This is a genomic window from Streptococcus periodonticum, from assembly GCF_003963555.1.
Classification (GTDB): Bacteria; Bacillota; Bacilli; order Lactobacillales; family Streptococcaceae; genus Streptococcus; species Streptococcus anginosus.
Genome location: NZ_CP034543.1, coordinates 696,076 through 717,843, shown reverse-complemented (window position 1 = coordinate 717,843; position 21,768 = coordinate 696,076). Strand labels below are relative to the sequence as shown.

Below are 21,768 nucleotides of genomic sequence, written 5' to 3'. Positions count from 1 at the left end.
TTTCTATCCTTTTTTTCTATCTAATTTGCACCGTAATACAGCCGATGTCCTTCCAATTGATGATTCAGAAGTTCACTAACTGTAACCAAAGTGTACCCATTCTTTTGCAAATATTCAATTACACTCGGCAAAGCATTAATGGTGGTTTGATGAATATCATGCATTAAAATGATTGATCCTGGATAAGTCTGCTTTTTCACTTGCTCCATGATAGACCCAGTATTGCGATTTTTCCAATCCAAGCTATCCACATTCCACATAATGAAAGACATATCAACAGCATTTCGGAGTGTATTGTTGATAGCTCCATAGGGCGGACGCATCATTTTTGGACTCTCTCCGATAACAGCCCGAAGTGCTGCTTGTGTATCCTCAATCTGTTTTTTTGCTTGCTCAAGAGCAAGAGTTGGTAATTGTGGATGACTCCAACTATGATTGCCAATCTCATGCCCCTCATCATGAACACGTTTGACAAGTTGCTCATTTCCAGCTATATTTTTCCCCAACATGAAAAAAGTTCCTTTGACATGGTATTTGGCTAAAATATCCAAAGCCTGCGGTGTCGTTGCTGCATTGGGACCATCGTCAAACGTCAAAGCTACTAATTTTTGCTGTTTTTTAGCTTGATAGGACTGATATGCGGCCAAATCCTCTCCCTTTAAATAATGCTCATCAATTACCTCATATAAGGCTGGTAAGGCGATTTCCACCTTTGAAACTCGCTCATTGTTTTTATAAAATAGATTGAGTTTTCCTTTTTCATAACTGAATGTCCATTGGGAGATATCTCTTGTTTGAAATGCTTGTAGAATCTTCTGTCCTTCTGTTTTATGAAGAGCGGTGATTTTCTGCTGCATTTCTTCTAGCAATAACTTTTTGGCTTGCTCAACATTTTTAAAAAGTCGATTTAAGCTAAACAATTTATTGTCAGACGACATGTAAAGCGAGTCCAAAACCTCTTCTCTAGCCTTTCCAACTTTCGTAGTTAACACTGGATAAGAGATTCGCTTGATTTCAACTTGCTTTACTCCAGAAAAATTTGTCTCTGTAAAATGACTCACATAAAAAATAAGGTTATCGTATTGCGATACTTGACTTTGTTTATCTGAAAATTTCTGAATATCGGCATTGATTTTCTCTTTAATAACACCAATATCTTGCTTGCTCTCTGTTAATGGATAGTAAGACGTAATGAGCTGACTTCCTACACGTCCTGTCTGCTTTCGTACTGAACCATAATGATATTTTGTATCTGCCCTTTTCAGAACTTGTGAAATTTGTCGATTTAATTTTCTTTCTTGTAGCAATTTTCTAATCCGAAAACTCCCAAAAATAATAATCATTAAAAAAGCGACATTTAGGACAATGAGAAGTATTTTTTTCACTACACTACCTTTCTACCTCGTCTCTTTCGTTTAAAAAAGACTTTACCTACTAAAAAAGGCTAAAATAATTTCAAGCCTTTCATTTTCAATTATTTACAAACTTATAAAGTTTTTTCTTGAATCACTTCAACTTTATAACCATCCGGATCCTTAATAAAGTAATAATTCGGCTTTGTTCCAGGAAGTCCATTTGGCTGTGTAACCTCATATCCTTTAGCAGTGTGTTCAGCGTGAAGCTGCAACAAATCAGGCGTACTCAAAGCCACATGAGCAAATCCATCGCCAATCACATAAGGTCCGTGTCCATAATTATAAGTTAATTCCAACTCATAATCATCACCGTCAAGCCCCAAATAAACAATTGTAAATTGATGTTCTGGGAAGTCCTTGCGCCGTAATTCTTTAAATTCAAATGCATCTGCATAAAATGCAATAGATTTTTCTAGATCTTCCACTCGCAAGCACGTATGCAACATTTTAGAAGCCATAGCATCCTCCTTTGCTTTTTTCCATTATATCCTAAATCACGAATTTTCTCCAGTTTTAGCTAAAAAAATAAGGAATGAGATAGCATTTAGTTCCATCCCACTCCTGTAAAGTTGCTGAGTTTGAAAAACGAACAGTCTTGAGACTTGTTTCGCAAATTCTATCTTGCAACTTCAAAGCTATACTTTGAACAATCAACCACTGCATCGTTATTTTATGACACAGTATGATTTAAGGCTGAAAACATTCTCCCAGCCTATTTTCATTATTTACCTAATTTTGCTTTAGCTGCATCTGCAAGAGCTGTGAAAGCTGCTGCATCGTTGACAGCCAAGTCAGCCAGCATTTTACGGTTTACTTCAATTTCAGCCAATTTCAAACCGTGCATCAATTGTGAGTAGGACAAACCATTCATACGAGCCGCCGCATTGATACGTGTAATCCACAATTTGCGGAAATCACGTTTCTTTTGACGACGGTCACGGTATGCATAGTAGTAAGAGTTCATTACTTGTTCTTTTGCAGTACGGAACAAGATATGTTTTGCACCATAGTAACCTTTAGCTAATTTTAAAATACGTTTACGACGTTTGCGTGATACAACGCCACCTTTAACACGTGCCATTTATATTTCCTCCAATATTTCCTAGAATAATCTGCTACAATATCTCTTATTTAAGACCTGTCAGCATTGCTTTGATACGTTTGAAATCTCCTGCAGATACCATTGCTGCTTTACGAAGATGACGACGTTGTTTTTTAGTTTTTCCGTGGAAACGGTGAGAAGTGTAAGCACGGAAACGTTTCAAGCCACCAGAACCTGTACGTTTGAAACGTTTAGCTGATGCGCGGTGTGTTTTTTGTTTTGGCATGATATTTTTCTCCTTTTTCTAACTTCTGACAGATTACTTTTTGTCAGGGATTGGTGCTAATTGCATGAACATTTGACGTCCATCCATTTTAGCTCTTTGTTCAATAATCGCAATGTCTTGCGTTGCTTGAGCAAAGTCGGCTAATACTTTAGCTCCGATTTCTTTGTGAGTAATCATCCGCCCTTTAAAGCGAATAGAAACCTTCACTTTATTTCCTTTTTCAAGGAACTTGCGTGCGTTGCGAAGTTTTGTATCAAAATCACCTTTGTCAATCGTTGGACTGAGACGAACTTCTTTCACGGTAACAACACTTTGCTTTTTGCGTTGTTCTTTTTGTTTTTTCTGATACTCAAATTTGAACTTTCCGTAGTCCATAATTTTCGCAACAGGCGGTTTAGCTTGTGGTTGAATCAGAACAAGGTCCACATTTGCATCGTCAGCAATTGCTTGTGCTTCGCTAAGTGGTTTAATGCCTAATTGCTCACCATCAAGACCGATCAAACGAACTTCACGCACACGAATTTCATCATTGATGAATAAGTCTTGTTTTGCTATGGTTTTCACCTCTTTTTTATTTTTAGAGAAAAACAAGAGCGGACTTGCTAACGCAAGCCCGCACTACATGATAGTATTTCATCTCTGAAACTTAATCCGTAGAGCCAGACAACGTTAGTCGCAAGGCGAGAAGCTCTCACTTCTGCTTTTCTCAACTTTTATATAATATCAAGTTTCAGATTATTTGTCAAGGATTTTTTTAGCTTTTTCTTCGATAAAAGCAACAACTTCAGCAATTCCGATACCCGTTGTATCAAAATGAATGGCATCAACTGCTGGTTTTAAAGGAGAAACCGCTCGATGACTGTCTTTATAGTCCCGATCTGCAATTTCTTTTTTCAGAGTTTCTAAGTTCGTCGGAATACCTTTTTCAAGATTTTCTTTATAACGGCGTTGAGCTCTTTCCTCAACTGAGGCTACAAGAAAAATTTTTAACTCTGCATGAGGCAAAACAACTGTTCCAATGTCACGCCCATCCATAACAATACCACCTTGAGTAGCAATTTCTCGTTGTAAATCAACCAACTTTTCTCGTACTTCTGGAATTGCAGACACCCAAGAAACATTGTTAGTTACTTCATTTTCTCGAATCGGATGCGTCACATCTACATCTCCGACAAAAACAAGCTGCTCCCCATTTTTATCACGCCCAAAACTAACTGGATAAGTGTCTAATAATGCGACAATTTCAGACCACTTTTCTGCAGATAAATCATTTTGTAAAGCTAAGTACGTCGCCGCACGATACATAGCGCCTGTATCCAAGTAAGTGTAGTCGAAATCTTTCGCAATAATCTTAGCAACCGTTGACTTTCCGCTTGAAGCCGGACCATCAATGGCAATTTGAATTTGTTTCATTCTACACTCCTATCGAATTTTCACCACATCACCTGGATTGGCATACCAAGCGCCTGTTGTCATATGAGAAGGATTCAAACGCTCCAATTCAGCAATCGAAATCCCTGCACGCGCAGCAATGGCCGCCTCACCTTCTCCAGCTTGAACAGTAAGCGTTCCTTCAGATGATTGCGTTTGACTGCTATCACTTGTTGCCTTAGAAGACTCTGGAACGCTAGAACTTTCACTTGGTTTGCTGGTAGCCTTAGTATTATAAAAGCCCTGTGTTGCTGCTTTTTTGCTGCTTCCGCCAGTTGATAAATAAATCATCATACCTACAATTGTAATCACCATGATGAAAAAAATAACCGCTAAAATTGTCAACACACGATTGGCCACTACATCGCTCGTTTTTTTACTTCTCGTCAATTCTTTTTCTCCCTTGTCGTAAATATCTTCTTCCCATGGTTCCTTTGCCATGACTTCCTCCTTGTATTTTTTCAAAATTCCGATTACAATATGAGTATGAAAGTTACACTCATTCCTGAACGATGCATTGCCTGCGGGCTTTGCCAAACTTATTCTGAACTATTTGATTATCATGACAATGGCATTGTTAAATTTCATCAAGAAGATGAACTTCTGGAAAAAAAAATTCCTGAAACACCTGATGTTATTGAAGCTATCAAAAACTGTCCTACAAAAGCTCTTAAGAAAGAGTAGTTTTTTTAGGATGAGCATAATAGGTTTCAAAATAGTCTACGTGGGTGAAGTTGTCCATTAGTTCAACTTCACCTTTAAAATGATCATTCAAAGCCAAAGCATTTACAAAATACTTCTTAGGCCACTTACGCATACAAAACGTACGGCCTTTTTCTTTGCCATCAAATAAAAGAGTAATAGAAGTTTTTGTCACTTCTACTTTACGAATTGTTGAAATTTCAATCTTCGAAGGTGTAAATGGATTTGCCGTAGTAATTCTTAAAATCCCGTTGTCATATATCGTAAAATATCTATGTACACCAATCCCCAATAATACCATGAACAAAAAGAAAGAGAAAAGAACTAAAAACGGAACTTCTGAACTCTCAAATAAAAATGCAAAACCTATAAAAATCGGAATGACCGATAAAGACCAATAAATGATTAGAAGAGAAAGATCTGGTTGCCAATGATAGCGCAACTGACCAAATATCTTTATCATGTCTACACCCCCTCTTATATAGTTTATCATAAAAAAAAGAAAAATGGGAGTGAGATTGGACAACAAAAGAAAAAATTAAGGAAGTGAAAGAATACTAGCTCTAATCCCTTATTAAATTAGTCGAAAATGGCAGATGTGATAGAGATAATCGCCTCAACGAAAATGCAAATAGGTCAAATTCCACTTTCTCAAGATTCAGCCGATAGAGTTAAATCTTATATTTTCATTTTTAATAGATTTCCAATATTTTGAGCTGTTCGGATGAGATTTTCTTCTGCCTTGGCTAGAATAATAGCTAGAGGTTCGACTTGAGAAATGATTGGGAAAGCAGCTTGAATGTTTTCTACTGGAAAAGCAGGTAAGTCATCACTTAGGCTCCCACAAATAGCGATAACGGGGACATTCCTTGGTGTTCTTCTTGCCACTCCAATCGGGGCTTTGCCTGCCAAACTTTGTTGATCCATTCGTCCTTCACCCACGATGACTAAATCAGCCCTTTTGACACGATTATCAAAATCAAGCAAGTTAAGACAAGTATCAATTCCTGAAACAATTTTTCCATGCGCAAATGTCACCAGACCAGCCGCCATACCTCCTCCGGCACCTGCACCAGCTAGCGAAAAAATTGTTGGATTAGCCTGTTTATAAAAAGTCACCATTGCCTGATCCACTTGAGAAAATAGCAGAGCGGGCAAACCTTTTTGCCCTCCAAAGACGTACGTGGCGCCATTTTCACCACAGAGAGGATTTGTGACATCTGTCAAAATCTGAATGTCCAGATTTTCCAAAATTGCAGGAACATTATCAGCTGAAATGCGAGCCACACGACCTAAAGACGCACCTTTTGCTTGAAGCAAATGATTGTCTTTATCAAAAAATTCATAACCCAGCCCAGCTGCCATTCCAATTCCACCATCATTGGTAGCAGAGCCCCCTACGCCAATATAAATTTGCCGCACACCTTCCTTGGCTAGATACAAAATTAACTCTCCCAGTCCTCTGGTATCAAGGGTCAGAGGATTTCTTTTTTCTGGCGAAATAGAGGCTAAACCAACCAAATCAGCCATTTCAAAGAGCGCGATATCACCTTTTCGAGCATATTTCATCGAAACAGGTTCTCCGAAAGGTCCAGTTACGATGTGAGTATAAGTGTCTAACTGCAAGGCTGCAATCAAAGCTGCCATTGTTCCCTCACCACCATCTCCAATGGGTAGCAAGTCAAATGTTGCTTCAGGGAGTGCCTTGGAAAATCCTGCTTTTATAGCCCCTGCAACACTTTGGGCTGATAAACTTTCTTTAAAAGAATCTGGTACAATTAAAACATGCATGGCTTAGTCCTCACTTTCTACCCCCTCTAAAAGTTTTACAACCTGATACAAGTCCGTTTGATTGATTTGATACGGCGCTTGTTCTCTCACAAGAGGCTTGGCGTTAAAAGCAATCCCGATTCCTGCCGTCAATATCATCGGGAGGTCATTGGCACCGTCTCCTACAGCAATAGTTTGAGCCAGAGTCAAGTTATTTTCCTCCGCCCATTGTCTTAGTATTGCTTTTTTGACTTCTTTTGTGACAATTGTTCCTAAAACTTTGCCGGTTAGCTTACCATCTTTCACTTCTAAACGATTAGCTTTTACATAATCTACGTTCAATTTCGTGGCTAATTCGTCTACCATTTCATGAAATCCGCCTGATACAATGCCAACCTTGTATCCACGCTGATGCATTTCCTCTATCAACTCTTGAGCACCTTTGCTAAAATGAATTTTCTTAGAAACTCGTTTAAAAATTGTTTCAGGAAGTCCTTTGAGCAAAGTCACACGTTCTATCAGAGCCGTTTCAAAATCATATTCCCCTTGCATAGCCCGTTCTGTAATGGCTGCGACTTGCTCACCAACTCCTGCTGCAGCACCTAGCAAATCGATTCCTTCTTCTCTAATCAAGGTACTGTCTACATCCAGTACCAATAATCCTCTTGTTTTCACATCATCACCTCATATATTGCTTGTATTATATAAAAAATTGATTGACAAAACAAGTTGCAATATAAAGACAAAGAAAAGCCCTGTTTGTTATACAAACAAGAGCTTCTTTGCTTTATTCAATACCGATTTCAGCACGCACAATATCTGCAATTGTATCGACATAGTAATCTACTTTCTCATGGCTTGGTGCTTCTGCCATGACCCGTAAAAGTGGCTCTGTTCCGCTTGGACGAACAAGAATGCGACCATTGCCAGCCATTTCCGCTTCCATTTTTTCAATGACCGCTTTAATAGCAGGTACTTCCATGGCCTTGTCCTTCATGCTGTTTTCAACACGGATATTGACCAATTTTTGTGGATAAATCGTTACTTCCGATGCTAATTCAGACAAAGGCTTACCTGTTTCTTTCATCACTTTTGTCAATTGAACAGCTGTCAGCTGACCGTCACCCGTCGTATTATAATCCATGATAATCACGTGACCGGATTGCTCACCGCCCAGATTGTAACCAGATTTGCGCATTTCTTCTACAACATAGCGGTCACCAACAGCTGTAATCACCTTGTTAATGCCTTCACGATCCAAAGCTTTATGGAAACCAAGATTTGACATAACAGTTGTTACAATTGTATTTTGAGCAAGCAAACCTTTTTCAGAGAGGTATTTCCCAATGATATACATGATTTTATCGCCATCGACAATCTCACCGTTCTCATCAACTGCAATCAAGCGATCGCTATCGCCGTCAAATGCCAGACCAAGTGCCGAACCTGATTCACGGACTGTTTCTTGCAATTTTTCAGGATGTGTAGAGCCAACATTCAAGTTGATATTTAGCCCATCTGGATTTTCCCCGATGACCGTCAATCTAGCTCCCAAATCCGCAAATACCTGACGAGCACTCGTTGAAGCAGCACCATTTGCTGTATCAAGGGCAACTTTCATTCCCTCTAAATCAAGACCAGTGGACACGAGATATTGTTGATATTTGCGCAACCCTTCTGGATAATCCACAAGAGTTCCTAAACCTTCCGCACTTGGACGCGGTAAATCGTCTTCTTTGGCATCAAGAAGAGCTTCAATTTCCAATTCACGCTCATCGTCCAATTTATAGCCATCGCCACCAAAGAATTTAATACCGTTGTCAAGTGCAGGATTGTGGCTAGCTGAAATCATAACACCCGCACTTGCTTTCTCAGATTTCACCAGATAAGCTACACCTGGTGTCGCAATAACCCCAAGCTTATAAACACGAATCCCAACAGACAGAAGTCCAGCTACTAAAGCACTTTCCAGCATTTCTCCTGAAATACGCGTGTCACGTCCTACAAAGACACGGGGTACATCTTTCTCATGCTGGCTTAATACATAACCACCAAAACGCCCTAATTTAAAAGCTAACTCTGGTGTTAACTCCACATTTGCTTCTCCACGAACTCCGTCCGTTCCGAAATATTTTCCCATTTTTATAAAATCCTTTCAATACTTTTATTTGGATGAGCTCGTCGAACTCGAAGACGAACTTGATGATTTAACAGTAATTTTTATGGTTGTCTCATAAGGAGTAATCACACTTGGCAAAACTGTGCCATTTGCATCAACTGCCTGTAGTGGGGCATTTCCTGAATAGTTAGCTGATATTTTTTCACTAGTTGGCACTACCGCTTCTACATGATCGACCTTAGCCAGCGTATCTTCGTCACTTGTAACAGTTACCTTATTGTCACCAACCGTCACGCGATCAACCATCAACCCATCTGCTAACTGGGCTGAACTGATAGTTGTTTTCACTTCAACTGTCTTGCTTGCTTTCTTGCCAACTTTCACTGTAATCTTAGCTGGTGTGACAGTCGCAGTCAACCCACTTGGTAAATTTTTAATCGCCAAAGGTACTTCTCTCGTTCCTTCTGTAGCTTTTGTCAAATCTGCCACAACCTTGAATTTTCGTGTACTTTCTTGCATTTCACTAGCAAGAGTCACACGATTAGAACCAGTTAATACCACTGACACTTCAGATGAAAACCCACTAATAAAATACTTTTCACTATCGTATTTAATGTCAATTGGTACACTAGGCAAGGTGTTGGTATAGGTTTCAGAAGTTGTTTGTCTAGCATTTGAATTATTTTGGTAATTTGTCGTGGTGGCGTAAATAAATAAAACACCCGCAAAAAAGATGGAAGAAATGATGTACCAAATCTGTTTACGATTTTTCATGTTTCCAACCTCCTAGCACACGATTTCTAAATGGTGATTTTGGTTGTTCATCTGAGATCAGCACTTTCCGCAATTCTGCTTCAAATTCCTCTAATGTCAAATTATGCTTGAAAACTCCATTATGTGTAATAGAGATACCTCCAGTTTCCTCCGATACTACAAAAGTAAGGGCATCGGACACTTCTGACAGACCGATTGCCGCGCGGTGACGTGTTCCAAATTCCTTAGAAATCCCTGTGTTTTCTGTGAGCGGAAGATAAGCGCAAGAAACAGCTATTTTATTGTCTCTTACAATGACAGCACCGTCATGCAGCGGTGTATTGGGAATGAAGATATTGATTAACAACTCACCAGATACATCAGCGTCCAACGGAATCCCTGTTGCAATGTATTCTTGCAAGGTTCTGCTACCTTGGATAGCAACGAGAGCCCCAATTTTCCGCGGACTCATATAATCCACTGCTTTGACAAATGCCTGCACCATTCTTTCTTCTGAGCTAATGGGTGCTGTAGAAAACAAATCGGTAGCACGCCCCAGCCTCTCCAGACCTGTACGAATCTCAGGTGTAAAAATCACAACTGCCGCAATAACCCCATAGGTGATAACTTGATTAATCAACCAAGAAACCGTTGTTAAACCAATGGCATTGGCAAGAATCTGAGCCAGCACAAAGATTAAAACCCCTCGAACGAGAATCATAATTTTAGTACCAGCGATTGCTTTTGTAAAATAAAATAAAATCCAAGCAACCAGTGCAATATCTATAATATTGGTAACAATACTCCAAGGGCTAGAAAATAAACTAGACCAATATTGGAGATTGGACAATTGCTGAAAATTCATTTTCAGTGTCCTCTCTTTCTCAACCTAAAAACGTTCTTGACTATTATATCACTTTTCAAGATATTTTTCTGTAACCTTCTTTACTTTTTTATGATAAAATATTTCTTATGAAGATAAATACTATGTTGGGCACTCTTGCAGGGAAATCCTCCCATTTTGTTTTAAGCAAACTGGGACGTGGTTCAACTCTGCCTGGAAAACTTGCCCTGAAATTTGACAATGATATTTTAAATACACTAGCACGTGATTACGAAGTAGTGGTGATTACAGGGACAAACGGGAAAACCTTGACTACTGCTCTGACAGTTGGAATCCTCAAAGAGGCTTTTGACGAAGTAGTGACCAATCCCAGCGGAGCCAATATGATTAGCGGCATTACAACCACTTTCCTAACCGCAAAAAAAGGAAAATCTGGCAAGAATATCGCTGTACTGGAAATTGATGAAGCTAGTCTTTCACGCATTTGCGACTACATTAAACCGAGCCTTTTTGTCTTTACCAATATTTTCCGAGACCAAATGGATCGTTACGGGGAGATTTACACGACCTACCAAATGATTTTGGATGCTGCTCAAAAGGTTCCTACGGCAACCGTCTTGCTAAATGGAGACAGTCCGCTGTTTAACTCTGTTACTCTCAAAAATCCGGTTCAATATTATGGTTTTGATACAGAAAAAGGAGAGCCAAAACTAGCTCACTACAATACGGAGGGTATTCTCTGTCCTAAATGTCAGCACATTCTAAAATACAAGCTCAATACTTATGCCAATCTAGGCAATTATATTTGTGAGCACTGTGGCTTTAGGCGCCCTGAATTAGACTACAAACTGACCCAATTGACCAGTCTTCGTCACAACAGTTCGGATTTTGTCATTGACGGTCAAAGCTATCACATCAATATCGGTGGTCTCTACAATATCTACAACGCTTTAGCTGCCGTTTCCGTTGCTCAATTCTTTGGAGTTGAGCCAACTACTATCAAGACTGGTTTTGACAAGAGCAGAGCTGTTTTCGGACGTCAGGAAACTTTCAAGATTGGCGACAAGGAGTGTACGCTAGTTCTCATTAAAAATCCTGTTGGAGCCACGCAAGCTCTAGAAATGATTAAACTAGCTCCTTATCCATTTAGCTTGTCAGTTCTGCTCAATGCTAATTATGCGGACGGTATCGATACGAGCTGGATCTGGGATGCAGATTTTGAGCAGGTTTTAAACATGGATATCCCGCATATGATTGCTGGCGGGGTTCGTCATTCTGAGATTGCCCGACGCTTGCGGGTGACTGGCTATAATGCTGAACAAATCAGTGAAGTAGCTGATTTAAGCCGGGTCTTTGAAAAAATTAAAAACCAAGAAACCAAGCATGCCTATATCCTAGCTACTTACACCGCCATGCTAGAGTTTCGCGAATTGCTGGCTTCTCATCAAGTCGTCAGAAAGGAGATGAACTAATGGTTTATACATCACTAACTTCTCCTGAAAATCGGGATTATACTTATGATTTGAAGATTGCTCATCTCTATGGCAATCTCATGAATACCTACGGTGACAATGGCAATATTCTCATGCTCAAATATGTAGCTGAAAAGTTAGGCGCTCGCGTTCAAGTTGATATTGTCTCACTTGAAGATGAGTTTGATAAAGATTACTATGATTTGGCGTTTTTCGGCGGAGGGCAAGACTACGAGCAGACCATTGTGGCACGAGATCTGCCTGCAAAAAAAGATAGTTTGGAAGAATTTATCAATCATGACGGCGTGGTGCTAGCTATTTGTGGTGGCTTTCAGCTTCTAGGTCAATATTACATTGAAGCTTCTGGTCGGCGGATTGAGGGACTTGGAATTATGGGACATTACACTCTCAATCAAAAAAATAATCGCTATATCGGCGACATCAAGATTCATAATGATGAATTTGACGAAACCTACTATGGTTTTGAAAATCACCAAGGACGGACATTCCTATCTGAAGATGAAAAACCGCTCGGCAGAATTATTTATGGGAATGGAAACAACAAGGAAGACCAAAGCGAAGGCGTGCACTACAAGAATGTCTTTGGCTCTTACTTCCACGGTCCTATCCTATCCCGCAATGCCAATCTAGCTTACCGCCTAGTGACAACCGCCCTGAAGAATAAATACGGTCAAGAGATTCCACTCGCCAACTACGAGGACATTCTAGCGCAAGAAGTCCCCGAAGAATACGGCGACGTCAAGAGCAAGGCAGAGTTTGAATAGATAATAGGAGAATCACTATGAAAGAAAAATTGCACTATATTTTGCTTTTAATTACCATTCTATTGGTTGCCAGTATTTCCTTGGCCAATATGCAGAGTGTCAATGTTAGCTTTATCCTATTTAGCTTCAAACTTCCCTTAATCATATTGATTTTGGTCTCAGTGCTCCTAGGCTCTGTCACGACCTTTCTCATCAGCATGCTGAAAAACTTCTCGCTGAAAAAAGAGCTTAAGAAAACCAAAGAAGCACTTAAAAATTCCCATACAGAAAACTAGGCTGGAATCACTCCAGCCTAGTTTTTTTGTATTCTCTTTTGACAGATATAGGAAAGAAAAGCCAGTCCCATCACACCCAGACCAATCAAAAGAAAGGAAAGGGTGTGGACACTTGGCAGAAGGGTCATCAGGAAAGTCGCAGGTGGCATGAAAAGAATTGCCAGCGTGTAAATAGTCGAGAAAACACGGCCTAGATACTGCTGCTCCACCTTGGTCTGAACCTGGCTGAAGAAATGAATATTGAAAACAGTCATAAAGAGCTCGCAGATTAGATTACCAGAATAGGAGAAATATGGATGAACCGGTAGCAAGGCAGAGACGCCCATGACTGCTACTCCGACACCTGTCAATAACAGGGCTACAAGAAGATTTCCCATACTAGCCTTAACCTTGCTAGCTAGAATAGCTCCAACGATTGAGCCTACAGCTCCCAAACTCAGAATGCTTGCATAAGAGCCGGTCTTTCCGTAGAGCTGATTAGTAAAAGGCAATAGATAATTAAAGGCTGCAAAGAAAAAGTTGACTGCGGAAGCTACCAAGAGCAAAAAGAAAATTTCTTTTTGCTGACGGATATAAACTAAACCTTCCTTGATATCTCTCAGGATATTTCCAAGATTGATGGGAGACTTCTGCTTGCTTGGCTCATGATTAGGCAGAAAGTAAACCAAGGCAAAAGCCAGAAAGAAGCTAAGGGCATCCAGCTGAAGAGTGATGCGCAGATTTGCATACTGCATCACGATAAAAGACAAAACTGGAGCTGAGACACTGATAACCTGCAAGGCCAGCTCCAGATGAGAATTGTAGGCCACAATGTCTTCCTTGTCCACAATTTCAGTGATGTAGGACTTATTAGCTGGCCGAGAAAAGGCAAAGGCTATAGCCTGAACCACATTGGCAAAAATCAGCGCTCCAATCATCAGCTGATTATTAGAGATAAAAGAAATCAGCAGACAAAGCCCGGCACAAATTAAGTCCGTTGTCATCAGTACCTTACGTCTGGAAAAGCGATCCGTAATAGCCCCACCCAAAGGATTGAATAAGATGGAAGTGACTAGCTCTGATATCTGATAAATGCCCAAGACCGTCTGTCCCAGAGCTCCCAAAGAAGCAAGCCAGATGCTGTTTCCATAGTCATAAAGCATGTTTCCGATTTTATTGATAGCAGCCCGTGTAATCAGCTGCACTGCATGACGATTCATAAAAATACCTCCTTCCATTTCTGAAACTATTGTATCAGGAATAGAGGGAGGTCCTTTATTTTTCCCATATTTGGGAAATCATACTTTTACAAACTTATGGAAATGCTCTTGATAATAGGCGACTTGCTCAGGTAGTCCCAGCACTTCAAAGATATGCATGGCTTCCTGCATTTGCTTGATTCCCTGCTTCTTCTGTCCCTTCTGATAAGCCGAAAAACCCTTGAGATAGAGGAAGACATTGCGTTCATAGAGTTTGATGCCCTTGCCAATAATCTTCTCTACGTAAGCCTCAAAATAACTAGCCTTATCAAAAGAACAACTTTCCAAACAATGCTGGTAACAATTGAGCGCTATAATCAAGACTAATTTCTTATGGCGACCAATTTCTTTGTAATAGTCCTCCCGCTCCATGACTTCCTTGCCCAGACGGTAGACGTAGTCCACATCATAGAAGCTATAGAGATTTCCAAAGAGGATGAACTCGTACATGGTCCAGTCTTCCACTTGGAAGAGATAGTCGGCCACCTTATCCAAATCCTCTTGTCGCATGTAAAACTGACTGTCCCGCTGGCAAATCAAGCCCTGCATCAAAATCCAATTCAGCTCATAGTAGAGAGGAACACTACTAGCTTGGGCTTTTTTCAACTGCTCCGCTTGCAAGTCTTGAAATCCCTTGATGTCATTTGAGTAGTAAAGAGGGATAATCTGACCCATCATGGCCACATGCTCATGCTGCTGGAAATTCCGAGCCTTGTCCATAAAATTTTCAAGGGTCACATGAATATTATCCAATAGATCTAAAAATTTCGAGAGGGTCATGTCCGACTCACCCAGCTCAAAACGAGACAGCTGAGAGGTCGAGCAGACCTGGCCCGCCGCTTCCTTCAAAGAATACTGTCCATTTAAACGAAAATCGCGAAAAACTTTGCCTAAATTTTCCATTTGTTTACCACTTCAATTCCTTTAATTGCTGTTCTGCTCCCTAGTCGCTTCTTTCAAAACTACCTTCCAGCCCCTTTGTTCGGATTCTACTTTCGGAAGAGTCTCATTTCGTCAAAATCTTATCGGCTGAAAATCGGAAAAGGCAAATTCCACAAAAAGAACTCGTCAGAAAATAAAAAGTTCGGGTCTTGCTCTCAGGGAAAAAATCTTTCATGAAGAATCTTCCTTTTTGCCACAAAATCAGAAATTCCACATGTAAAAATTCGGGTTTTGCCCTTTTGGGACTGATTTCACATGTGAAATTAAGTATTTCGAGCTCTGGGAAACTCATTTCCAAAGGAAACCAGGCATTCTTGCACAGGTTCTTTTTCCTTCTCACACCTTATCCGCCAGTTCTTCCCATTCTAGCAGGACTTCTTCTTGGGCGGCTGTCAGCTGGTCGATTTGCTGCTGGCTCTCCATGAGTTCGCCGGCGTCATTAGTGGCCTGCATGGCTTCCTGAAGCTGACTGATCTGGCTGTCCAAGTCTTCGATTTGCGCTTCCAATTGCTCTAAGCGGCGGGCCAGCCGGCGCTGTTCTTTCTGGTTTTCCTTTTGAAGCTGATAGTCATTGGCAGGGGCAGTTTTGTCAGGACTAGCCTGCTCTGTCTCCTCCTGCAAAGCTTCCAGCTCTGCTTTTTTCTCCAGATAATAGTCATAATCGCCCAGATAAAGAGTGGAGCCAGTATCAGAAAGCTCGATAATCTGCGTGGCAACTCGGTTGATAAAGTAGCGGTCATGACTGACAAAGAGCAGAGTGCCGTCAAAATCAATCAAGGCATTCTCCAACACCTCTTTACTATCAATATCTAGGTGGTTGGTTGGCTCATCCAGCACCAGAAAATTCTTGTTTTCCATAGACAGCTTAGCCAGTAAAAGCCGTGCTCGTTCCCCACCTGACAGCATGCTGACAGACTTTTTGACATCATCGCCTGAAAAGAGAAAGGCACCCAGACGATTGCGAATTTCCACTTCTGGCGTTAGTTTAAAATCATTCCAAAGCTCGTCTAAGACTGAATTGCTCGGTGTCAATCGGCTTTGAGTCTGGTCATAGTAGCCCAGCTCCACATTTGCCCCCAGATGCTCCTGACCACGGATAAAAGGAATTTGTCCCACAATGGACTTGATAAGAGTTGTTTTGCCAATACCATTTGGTCCAACAATAGCTACTGCGTTAAATTTGCGAATATCCAGATTGATAGGCTCGGATAACACTTGGTTATCATAACCGATAGCCGCATCTTCTACAGTCAGAACGACATTTCCAGAAGGCTTAGCCGAGCGAAAGGTCATATTAGCAGAACGACTGCCTCTGTCTGGCTTGTCAAGACGCTCCATTTTTTCTAGCTGTTTGCGTCTGGATTGAGCGCGCTTGGTTGTAGATGCCCGAACTAGATTGCGATTAACAAAATCCTCCAAAGCAGCAATTTCCTTCTGCTGCTTTTCATAATTCTTGGCCTCTGTCAAGAGTTTCTGCTCCTTTTGCTGAACAAAACTAGAGTAATTTCCCACATAGCGATCCAGCGAATGCTGGGTCAAGTCCAGCGTCACAGTAGCTACCTTGTCTAGAAAATAACGGTCGTGACTGACGATGATGAGAGCCCCGCTATAGTTGCTCAAGTAGTTCTCTAGCCAAGCAATCGTCTCTATATCTAAGTGGTTAGTCGGCTCATCCAGTACCAATAAATCCGGCTTTTCCAGTAGCATTTTCGCAAGAGCCAGCCGAGTATTCTGCCCGCCCGAAAGCTCCTCTATCTTCATCTGCCACATGGACTCATCAAACTTGAAACCATTAAGAATCGCACGAATATCTGCCTCATAGGTAAAGCCGCCTGCCTGACGTAAATCCTCTGACAAGCGGTCATAATCTGTCATCAGTTTTTCCAGATCCGTCCCAGTCAAATCCCCCATAGACAGCTCCATCTGTCGCAATCGTTGCTCCTGCTGACGTAAATCATCAAAAACATGCAGCATTTCATCGTAAATGGTATTCTCCGACTCAAAGCGGCTGTCCTGAGCCAGATAGGACAGGGAAAGATCTCGTTTTTTATTGATTTGACCAGAAGTAGGCTCTTCCTCACCCACTAAAATCTTGAGCAGGGTTGACTTTCCAGCTCCATTTTTACCGACTAGGGCAATCCGGTCACCCTCATCCACCTGCAGGTTGATATTATCAAAAAGAACCTCTCCTGCAAAAGAGCGTTCAATCTTATTTGCTTGTAAAATAATCATAAACCTATTATAGCAGATTCCTATCCTAACTGCTATCTTAGAAAACAAAAATGCGGTTCATTTTGACCGCATTTTCATTTAAAACTACTTAAAATTTCTTGATTTTGCATCACAAGGTAAACACCTAATAGAATAATCAAAGCAAAAAGCCCTAATTTGATGATTCCTTTTACAAAACGAATCACCCAAAGGATCATCATCGAACCAATCAACCACATCACGGCTGAATGATTGAAAAAGCCTTGAACAGCTTGACTGCTTTGACCAAAGAAATTCTGAATGGGTGTCGGAACATGTTCTTGCCATGCAGCTGTCACACCGATACGATCGGCAATATCAGAACCACTTTGCCAAAGCCAGGCAAAAATGCTGGAATTAAAGACAAACAAGAAAACCTGCTCTGGGAAACGTCTGATGATTTTAAACATATTTCTTATCATTTTATGCTTGATACAACTCCTTTACTGCTTGAACATCTACTGCTTGAATATCATAAAACGAGCCAGCAGATTGCATAACAGATTTTTCTTCATTGTGTTCCAATCCAATCGCATGTCCCAGTTCATGCTCTGCTGTGTTTACGATTCGCTCATAAGAGTAGCTATATTGACTGTTTAATAGATAATAACGATTTAGTCGAACAGTTACATTTGTAAAACGCTTGGTCAGCAAATTGGTTTTGGATTCTGCCTCACCTGCGGCACTAACAGTACTACTATTCATCTCTGTAGCCACAATATTGGCTTGATTTTTATCATTTACAATCTGAAAAGTAAAAGCCCCTGTCTGATTCCAAGTACGAATGGCTTCCTGATAAGCTGAGCGAAATGTCTCGTCTTGTGTATCAATATAAATCGTAGCACTCGCTGTGTCCCAGCGTGCACCAGAAGTTTGGTGAACATGATTGTCCGATAACTGTTTGGTCAGGTCTTTTACATTTTGTCCAAGGCCTAGTTGACTGTCTTGACCACTTACATATCGGTAAATTTGACTGACATCTTGCTGAAGTGTTGTCGAAAAATTGCTTTTAGAAGGACTAATGACATACAATATTCCCACAAAAATGAGTACTGTCAATGCAAGGCTATAAACTAAACGTCATATCAAGCGCAACAGCGCCGAAAATATTCGAAATATAAACCTCATACTTCCCTCCTAATCTCAAATGTAAAGAGTAAGTATAATGAGATTCGCTTAAAAATTTCTTAACATAGAGAACTGTAAAAGAAAGAATAAAATATTGACAAAAAAATGTAAATTTCTGTCAAAAAGGGCATCTCTCAAGCAACTTTAGGATAAGCGCTCTTCTACTTCAAAATCAATCGGCAGCCATTTCAGAAATTCCTCTAATTGTTTTTCCCAGTAATACCACTCGTGCTTTCCCAGATTATGATGATAGGTGATATCTAAGCTACATTCGCGCAATTGTTTAACAGCTACTTCATTTGCTTGATAGAGAAAATCTTGCTCCCCACACCAAGCGTAAAATTTAGTCTTTTTATCTGACTTCTTTGCCATTGTCGTCAAAAAATGTCGCTTAACATCAGCTGCTTTCAAATCGCCAAACACACCTTGCCAATAGTTAAGCGTTCCGCCTGGAAGTTCCTCTATATCCACATCATCCAAACCGAGCCCAATAGCACCTGAAAATGACCCTGCATAAGAGAATCGATCTGTCGTCAAGGCTATTTTATAAGCTCCATAACCTCCCATCGACAGGCCTGCAATAAATGTTTTCTCCCGTTTCCGACTCATATTGGGGAAGAATCGCTGCATAACCTCAGGCAATTCTTTTGCTATGGCATCATAATAATTCAACCCATAAGCAGTGTTGGTGTACCAAGCAAGATCTGTTGATGGCATAATGACAATTAAATTTGTATAGCGCAGTAAACGCTCAATATTCGTCCGTTTGCGCCACGAATTTTCATTGCCGCCCATGCCGTGCAAAAGGTAAAGAACGGGAATATCCGTATCTGCTACCTGACCGGGAGCTACTGCATCCGCATCAGGATATATGACATTGACACGACGCTCCATTTCTAGTACTGCTGAATGATATTCTATTTCAAAAAATGCCATTTTTTCTCCTTTTCATATAAATGTAAGAAAGGGGTTGGAACAAACGTCCTGACCCCACTATTTTTGTTACTATAGGTTAAATGTACTTACTTATTTATTTTCTTAACGCACTTCCATTACAACAGGTAAAATTGCTGGACGACGTTTGGTTTGCTCAAAGAGATATTTCGCAAGATTATCACGCACAGCTCCCTTCAGTTCACCCCAGTCAAAATTATCTTTTGCAAGATAATCTTCCACTGTTTTATTGATTAAGTCAGAACTTTCACGCAAAATATCACGGCTTTTCTTGACATAAACAAATCCACGCGTATGAACCTTAGCTTTGGAAATAATCTTCTTGTCACGACGGTTCACCGTAATGGCGACGATAAAGATACCGTCTTCAGACAGAACTTTACGGTCACGAAGAACGATATTCCCTACATCACCAATCGCATTTCCGTCAATCATGACATCGCCAGCAGGGACTGCACCAGCAAGTAAGAAATCTCCTTTTTCATATTCCATAATGCTACCGCGTTTTGGAATAAAAATGTTTTCTGGCAACATACCAATTGCCATTGCAGCTTTAGCATGCGCTGCTAATTCACGATATTCTCCTTGAATTGGGAACAAGAATTTCGGCTGCAAGAGGTTTAACATCAATTGCAAATCGCGCTCATTTCCATGACCAGACACCCGCAAATCTTGCGTAATCAATTTAACAACACCACCTGCTTGGTAAATCATGTTTTCTACACGTGCCACCAAGGCTTCTTTTGCGATAGACGGTGTTGTAACAATATAAACCAAATCGCCTTCTTTGATTTCTACATAACGGTGACGTCCGATAGACATCTTGCGCAAGCCATTGATTGGCTCACCCATACGCCCAGTTTCCAAAATAATCAACTCATGATCTTCAAACTTGGACATTTCTTTTGGCTTGATTAGCAAACGTTCGTCCACGAGTGATAATTTCTTCAAGCGAATAGCAGTACGAACGATATTTTCAATGTCAAACCCCGTCAGCACAACACGACGACCTGTCCTAGCAGCAGCTTCAAAAACCTGTTGAATACGAGAAAGATTGCTTGCAACCGCCGCAACAATCACGCGCCCTTCCCAATCACCAATCGTATTGCTAATTTCTTTTGCAACTTCGCTCTCACTTGCCACTTGAATCGTACTATCCGCATTTGCAGAATCACTAAGAAGAGCTAGAACGCCTTCACGACCAATTTCCGCCAAGCGAGCAAAATCTGTTGCATAAGACTGACTAGCCGTTTGGTCGAACTTGAAATCACCTGTGTAAACAATATTGCCTTCAGACGTTTTCAAAACAATCCCTAAACTCTCTGGAATAGAGTGCGTTGTTTTAAAGAAAGATACAACCGTACCACCAAAATCAATCTCTGTGTCTTCATCAATCACATGAAAATCATTGAACTTTTTGACCGTATCATTTCCTTTGACAAATAACTTAGCCAACTCAATCGTCAATTCTGAGCCAAATACAGGGACTTTCGTTTCAGCCAATAAATAAGGCAAGGCACCAATTGCATCCGCATGCCCGTGTGTCAAAAAGACCCCTGCAATACGGTCCTTATTTTCAAACAAATAGTCCATATTGGGAATGACAAAATCCACACCAAGCTGTTCATTTTCTGGATATTTTAATCCGACATCCAGGACGAAAATAGATTCATCCACTTCAGCGATGTAAAGATTTTTCCCATTCTCACGTACGCCACCTAAAGCAATCAATTTAATATTGCTCATTGATTCTCCTTTTCAAATTTTTTTACTAACGGTCCTTGGAATCCCAAGTCGAATTACAGTTTTGCAAATCTTTTGCATATCCAATTTATTATACTACTTTTCATGATTTTTTTCAAAGAACAGAGCATACAAAAAACTCCTAGTTACTGTATACCTACAGAAAGCTAGGAGCCGTCTCTATTTGCTAATAAGTGATAGATAGACTTTCAGAAAGTAATTATCTGAAAAGAGATTCTTATGATGATTCCATCGTTATTTTATTAAAGAATGATTTTCTTGTCCACAATATATCAAAAACAAGTTTTTTCATCTAAAACAATAGTGGTTTTATACCAAAGCGTGAAAATCATTAAAAAGCTTCTACCGACTGCATCAAATAACATTCTTATTTATTCTTACTTTGCGTTCTTTATACGCGATGCAATTCTACAAACCACTACATGACATCTTCAGAAATATTTATCAAATACCTCCAATTAAGAAAAACAATTAGCAAATAGAAACTAATACATCATAAACGATTTAAAATATGAACGTTCCGATACCCATTGGAATCAGCCCTTTCTTATCTTTCTTTAATTATATTGTACACCTTCTTTTTTAAAAAAGCAAGCGT

At 40.3% G+C, this 21,768-nt stretch carries 23 protein-coding genes, 1 pseudogene and 1 other annotated feature; of the genes and pseudogenes, 4 read left to right on the top strand and 20 right to left on the bottom strand.

Features of this window, described 5'->3' with window-relative positions:
• Positions 1–20: 20 nt before the first annotated feature.
• The 7 genes from EHW89_RS03485 to EHW89_RS03455 all read right to left on the bottom strand — a co-directional run bounded on the left by EHW89_RS03485 (position 21) and on the right by EHW89_RS03455 (position 4,615).
• Complete coding sequence (locus EHW89_RS03485; protein ID WP_126466694.1) at positions 21–1,385, bottom strand: polysaccharide deacetylase family protein; 1,365 nt, start codon at positions 1,383–1,385, stop codon at positions 21–23.
• Positions 1,386–1,486: 101 nt separating this feature from the next.
• Positions 1,487–1,873 carry a lactoylglutathione lyase gene (gene gloA / locus EHW89_RS03480; RefSeq protein WP_126466693.1) on the bottom strand — a complete coding sequence of 129 codons (387 nt, stop codon included), beginning with the start codon at positions 1,871–1,873 and terminating at the stop codon, positions 1,487–1,489.
• Positions 1,874–2,136: 263 nt separating this feature from the next.
• Positions 2,137–2,496 carry a 50S ribosomal protein L20 gene (rplT, locus tag EHW89_RS03475; RefSeq protein ID WP_000124834.1) on the bottom strand — a complete coding sequence of 120 codons (360 nt, stop codon included), beginning with the start codon at positions 2,494–2,496 and terminating at the stop codon, positions 2,137–2,139.
• Positions 2,497–2,542: 46 nt separating this feature from the next.
• On the bottom strand, positions 2,543–2,743 hold the full coding sequence (gene rpmI, locus EHW89_RS03470) for a 50S ribosomal protein L35 (protein ID WP_003034914.1): 201 nt from the start codon (positions 2,741–2,743) through the stop codon (positions 2,543–2,545).
• A gap of 33 nt (positions 2,744–2,776) precedes the next feature.
• A complete protein-coding gene (gene infC / locus EHW89_RS03465; RefSeq protein WP_003025051.1) occupies positions 2,777–3,307 on the bottom strand; it encodes a translation initiation factor IF-3 in 531 nt (176 codons plus the stop codon).
• 15 nt (positions 3,308–3,322) lie between these two features.
• Positions 3,323–3,452 (bottom strand) — a sequence feature (ribosomal protein L20 leader region).
• Between the two features lie 26 nt (positions 3,453–3,478).
• Positions 3,479–4,156, bottom strand: a complete 678-nt coding sequence (gene cmk, locus EHW89_RS03460) for a (d)CMP kinase (RefSeq protein WP_126466692.1) — start codon at positions 4,154–4,156, stop codon at positions 3,479–3,481.
• Between the two features lie 9 nt (positions 4,157–4,165).
• The gene (locus tag EHW89_RS03455) at positions 4,166–4,615 is read right to left on the bottom strand and encodes an SAG1386/EF1546 family surface-associated protein (RefSeq protein WP_003032880.1); all 450 of its coding nucleotides are present in this window, start codon (positions 4,613–4,615) and stop codon (positions 4,166–4,168) included.
• A gap of 45 nt (positions 4,616–4,660) precedes the next feature.
• Here EHW89_RS03455 and EHW89_RS03450 point away from each other — a divergent pair, with 45 nt between their 5' ends.
• Positions 4,661–4,858 (top strand): ferredoxin, encoded by a 198-nt coding sequence (locus tag EHW89_RS03450; RefSeq protein WP_126466691.1) that lies wholly within the window; start codon positions 4,661–4,663, stop codon positions 4,856–4,858.
• Here EHW89_RS03450 and EHW89_RS03445 read toward each other — a convergent pair.
• The 6 genes from EHW89_RS03445 to cdaA all read right to left on the bottom strand — a co-directional run bounded on the left by EHW89_RS03445 (position 4,845) and on the right by cdaA (position 10,383).
• Positions 4,845–5,339, bottom strand: a complete 495-nt coding sequence (locus EHW89_RS03445) for an EbsA family protein (RefSeq protein WP_057489621.1) — start codon at positions 5,337–5,339, stop codon at positions 4,845–4,847. The genes EHW89_RS03450 and EHW89_RS03445 overlap by 14 nt on opposite strands.
• A 215-nt stretch (positions 5,340–5,554) precedes the next feature.
• Complete coding sequence (locus tag EHW89_RS03440) at positions 5,555–6,667, bottom strand: glycerate kinase (protein ID WP_126466690.1); 1,113 nt, start codon at positions 6,665–6,667, stop codon at positions 5,555–5,557.
• A 3-nt stretch (positions 6,668–6,670) separates the two neighbouring features.
• On the bottom strand, positions 6,671–7,321 hold the full coding sequence (gene serB, locus EHW89_RS03435; protein WP_126466689.1) for a phosphoserine phosphatase SerB: 651 nt from the start codon (positions 7,319–7,321) through the stop codon (positions 6,671–6,673).
• Positions 7,322–7,433: 112 nt separating this feature from the next.
• Positions 7,434–8,786 carry a phosphoglucosamine mutase gene (gene glmM, locus EHW89_RS03430; RefSeq protein ID WP_126466688.1) on the bottom strand — a complete coding sequence of 451 codons (1,353 nt, stop codon included), beginning with the start codon at positions 8,784–8,786 and terminating at the stop codon, positions 7,434–7,436.
• A gap of 24 nt (positions 8,787–8,810) precedes the next feature.
• On the bottom strand, positions 8,811–9,539 hold the full coding sequence (locus EHW89_RS03425) for a CdaR family protein (protein ID WP_003032661.1): 729 nt from the start codon (positions 9,537–9,539) through the stop codon (positions 8,811–8,813).
• Positions 9,526–10,383 carry a diadenylate cyclase CdaA gene (gene cdaA, locus EHW89_RS03420; protein WP_003032693.1) on the bottom strand — a complete coding sequence of 286 codons (858 nt, stop codon included), beginning with the start codon at positions 10,381–10,383 and terminating at the stop codon, positions 9,526–9,528. Before cdaA ends, EHW89_RS03425 begins: the two co-directional genes overlap by 14 nt.
• 107 nt (positions 10,384–10,490) lie before the next feature.
• On the opposite strand from cdaA, the gene murT reads away from it, so the two are divergent.
• The 3 genes from murT to EHW89_RS03405 are packed head-to-tail and all read left to right on the top strand — an operon-like array spanning position 10,491 to position 12,894.
• On the top strand, positions 10,491–11,834 hold the full coding sequence (gene murT, locus EHW89_RS03415) for a lipid II isoglutaminyl synthase subunit MurT (protein WP_126466687.1): 1,344 nt from the start codon (positions 10,491–10,493) through the stop codon (positions 11,832–11,834).
• Complete coding sequence (gene gatD / locus EHW89_RS03410) at positions 11,834–12,619, top strand: lipid II isoglutaminyl synthase subunit GatD (protein ID WP_003025079.1); 786 nt, start codon at positions 11,834–11,836, stop codon at positions 12,617–12,619. The genes murT and gatD overlap by 1 nt, the downstream gene beginning before the upstream one ends.
• A 17-nt stretch (positions 12,620–12,636) precedes the next feature.
• Positions 12,637–12,894 carry a LapA family protein gene (locus EHW89_RS03405; RefSeq protein ID WP_006267878.1) on the top strand — a complete coding sequence of 86 codons (258 nt, stop codon included), beginning with the start codon at positions 12,637–12,639 and terminating at the stop codon, positions 12,892–12,894.
• Positions 12,895–12,911: 17 nt separating this feature from the next.
• On the opposite strand, the gene EHW89_RS03400 is transcribed toward EHW89_RS03405, so the two are convergent.
• From EHW89_RS03400 to EHW89_RS03370, 7 genes and pseudogenes are all read right to left on the bottom strand, one after another.
• Entirely contained in the window at positions 12,912–14,093 is a 1,182-nt protein-coding gene (locus tag EHW89_RS03400) for an MFS transporter (protein WP_126466686.1), read from the bottom strand.
• A 78-nt stretch (positions 14,094–14,171) separates the two neighbouring features.
• The gene (locus tag EHW89_RS03395; protein WP_126466685.1) at positions 14,172–15,035 is read right to left on the bottom strand and encodes an Rgg family transcriptional regulator; all 864 of its coding nucleotides are present in this window, start codon (positions 15,033–15,035) and stop codon (positions 14,172–14,174) included.
• Between the two features lie 375 nt (positions 15,036–15,410).
• Entirely contained in the window at positions 15,411–17,306 is a 1,896-nt protein-coding gene (locus EHW89_RS03390; RefSeq protein ID WP_126466684.1) for an ABC-F family ATP-binding cassette domain-containing protein, read from the bottom strand.
• A 74-nt stretch (positions 17,307–17,380) separates the two neighbouring features.
• On the bottom strand, positions 17,381–17,746 hold the full coding sequence (locus EHW89_RS03385) for a hypothetical protein (protein WP_126466683.1): 366 nt from the start codon (positions 17,744–17,746) through the stop codon (positions 17,381–17,383).
• Between the two features lies 1 nt (position 17,747).
• Positions 17,748–18,452: pseudogene (locus EHW89_RS03380) on the bottom strand (matrixin family metalloprotease).
• 144 nt (positions 18,453–18,596) lie between these two features.
• Positions 18,597–19,388, bottom strand: coding sequence for an alpha/beta hydrolase (locus EHW89_RS03375; protein ID WP_126466682.1), 792 nt, complete (start codon positions 19,386–19,388; stop codon positions 18,597–18,599).
• Positions 19,389–19,490: 102 nt separating this feature from the next.
• A complete protein-coding gene (locus tag EHW89_RS03370) occupies positions 19,491–21,152 on the bottom strand; it encodes a ribonuclease J (protein WP_117644590.1) in 1,662 nt (553 codons plus the stop codon).
• Positions 21,153–21,768 lie beyond the last annotated feature (616 nt).

Excerpts from the sequence above, each read along its gene's own strand:
- EHW89_RS03375 (WP_126466682.1), bottom strand. The coding sequence starts at position 19,388 with ATGGCATTTTTTGAAATAGAATATCATTCAGCAGTACTAGAAATGGAG.
- EHW89_RS03425 (WP_003032661.1), bottom strand. The coding sequence starts at position 9,539 with ATGAAAAATCGTAAACAGATTTGGTACATCATTTCTTCCATCTTTTTT.
- cdaA (WP_003032693.1), bottom strand. The coding sequence starts at position 10,383 with ATGAATTTTCAGCAATTGTCCAATCTCCAATATTGGTCTAGTTTATTT.
- EHW89_RS03445 (WP_057489621.1), bottom strand. The coding sequence starts at position 5,339 with ATGATAAAGATATTTGGTCAGTTGCGCTATCATTGGCAACCAGATCTT.
- glmM (WP_126466688.1), bottom strand. The coding sequence starts at position 8,786 with ATGGGAAAATATTTCGGAACGGACGGAGTTCGTGGAGAAGCAAATGTG.
- EHW89_RS03390 (WP_126466684.1), bottom strand. The coding sequence starts at position 17,306 with ATGATTATTTTACAAGCAAATAAGATTGAACGCTCTTTTGCAGGAGAG.
- EHW89_RS03450 (WP_126466691.1), top strand. The coding sequence starts at position 4,661 with ATGAAAGTTACACTCATTCCTGAACGATGCATTGCCTGCGGGCTTTGC.
- EHW89_RS03385 (WP_126466683.1), bottom strand. The coding sequence starts at position 17,746 with ATGATAAGAAATATGTTTAAAATCATCAGACGTTTCCCAGAGCAGGTT.
- cmk (WP_126466692.1), bottom strand. The coding sequence starts at position 4,156 with ATGAAACAAATTCAAATTGCCATTGATGGTCCGGCTTCAAGCGGAAAG.
- EHW89_RS03400 (WP_126466686.1), bottom strand. The coding sequence starts at position 14,093 with ATGAATCGTCATGCAGTGCAGCTGATTACACGGGCTGCTATCAATAAA.
- gatD (WP_003025079.1), top strand. The coding sequence starts at position 11,834 with ATGGTTTATACATCACTAACTTCTCCTGAAAATCGGGATTATACTTAT.
- EHW89_RS03395 (WP_126466685.1), bottom strand. The coding sequence starts at position 15,035 with ATGGAAAATTTAGGCAAAGTTTTTCGCGATTTTCGTTTAAATGGACAG.
- EHW89_RS03405 (WP_006267878.1), top strand. The coding sequence starts at position 12,637 with ATGAAAGAAAAATTGCACTATATTTTGCTTTTAATTACCATTCTATTG.
- EHW89_RS03440 (WP_126466690.1), bottom strand. The coding sequence starts at position 6,667 with ATGCATGTTTTAATTGTACCAGATTCTTTTAAAGAAAGTTTATCAGCC.
- EHW89_RS03455 (WP_003032880.1), bottom strand. The coding sequence starts at position 4,615 with ATGGCAAAGGAACCATGGGAAGAAGATATTTACGACAAGGGAGAAAAA.
- rplT (WP_000124834.1), bottom strand. The coding sequence starts at position 2,496 with ATGGCACGTGTTAAAGGTGGCGTTGTATCACGCAAACGTCGTAAACGT.
- murT (WP_126466687.1), top strand. The coding sequence starts at position 10,491 with ATGAAGATAAATACTATGTTGGGCACTCTTGCAGGGAAATCCTCCCAT.
- EHW89_RS03370 (WP_117644590.1), bottom strand. The coding sequence starts at position 21,152 with ATGAGCAATATTAAATTGATTGCTTTAGGTGGCGTACGTGAGAATGGG.
- rpmI (WP_003034914.1), bottom strand. The coding sequence starts at position 2,743 with ATGCCAAAACAAAAAACACACCGCGCATCAGCTAAACGTTTCAAACGT.
- gloA (WP_126466693.1), bottom strand. The coding sequence starts at position 1,873 with ATGGCTTCTAAAATGTTGCATACGTGCTTGCGAGTGGAAGATCTAGAA.